This window comes from Psychrobacter sp. FME5 (assembly GCF_014861375.1).
GTDB lineage: Bacteria > Pseudomonadota > Gammaproteobacteria > Pseudomonadales > Moraxellaceae > Psychrobacter.
Genome location: NZ_RRYX01000256.1, coordinates 1 through 685, shown reverse-complemented (window position 1 = coordinate 685; position 685 = coordinate 1). Strand labels below are relative to the sequence as shown.

The window sequence follows — 685 nt, the reverse complement described above, 5'->3', positions numbered from 1 at the left end:
TCTAAAGGGTTCGAGGTTTCAGGCAGCCACATGCTAAGTGATTGGGTAGATATTACTGCAAACTACAGCTATACCGACGCTGAGATTACCGAAGATGAATTCAACCCTGACGTGGTCGGTAACACTCCTGCCCAAACTGCTAAGCACAAGGCGACACTGTGGGCAGACTATTACGCCACAGATAAATTGACCCTCAATGCAGGGGTTCGCTATGAAGGCGGCATGCAGCTTGATAAGCAAAATTCAGACGAGCTGCCAAGTGTGACATTGGTAGATATTGGTGGCAGCTATCAAATCAATCCGATGCTCACTGTTGGCGCTAGTATCAATAATTTGTTTGATAAAACCTATGTCGGTACTTGCTACGATAGCAATAACTGCTGGATGGGACCTGAGCGCCAGATGTCCGTAAGCCTAAAGGCCAACTTTTAAACAATATAGAGCTTATCATTACTAGAGAATGCCTGTCTTATATACTGGCGTTATCTAAACTGATCACTTGAAAAATGAAACACTTAAATTAAGAAAGGCATTAAAATGGCAAAACCTGCTCCAAGAACATTGAATGTTGTTCGCACCAAATACATAACGCCACAGATGTGCCGCGTCACGCTTGGCGGTGCTGGACTGACTGATTTTCCGGCAGATCAAGAAAGCGCTTATATTAAACTCATATTTCCTCAAG

At 43.8% G+C, this 685-nt stretch carries 2 protein-coding genes; both read left to right on the top strand.

Annotated features, from left to right (window positions below):
• Positions 1–432 (top strand): TonB-dependent receptor domain-containing protein (locus tag EI161_RS14575; protein WP_192530000.1); only part of this gene is annotated, 432 nt, incomplete at its 5' end.
• A gap of 105 nt (positions 433–537) precedes the next feature.
• Positions 538–685: siderophore-interacting protein (locus EI161_RS14570; RefSeq protein ID WP_192529998.1), on the top strand; the 148-nt coding region annotated here is incomplete at its 3' end.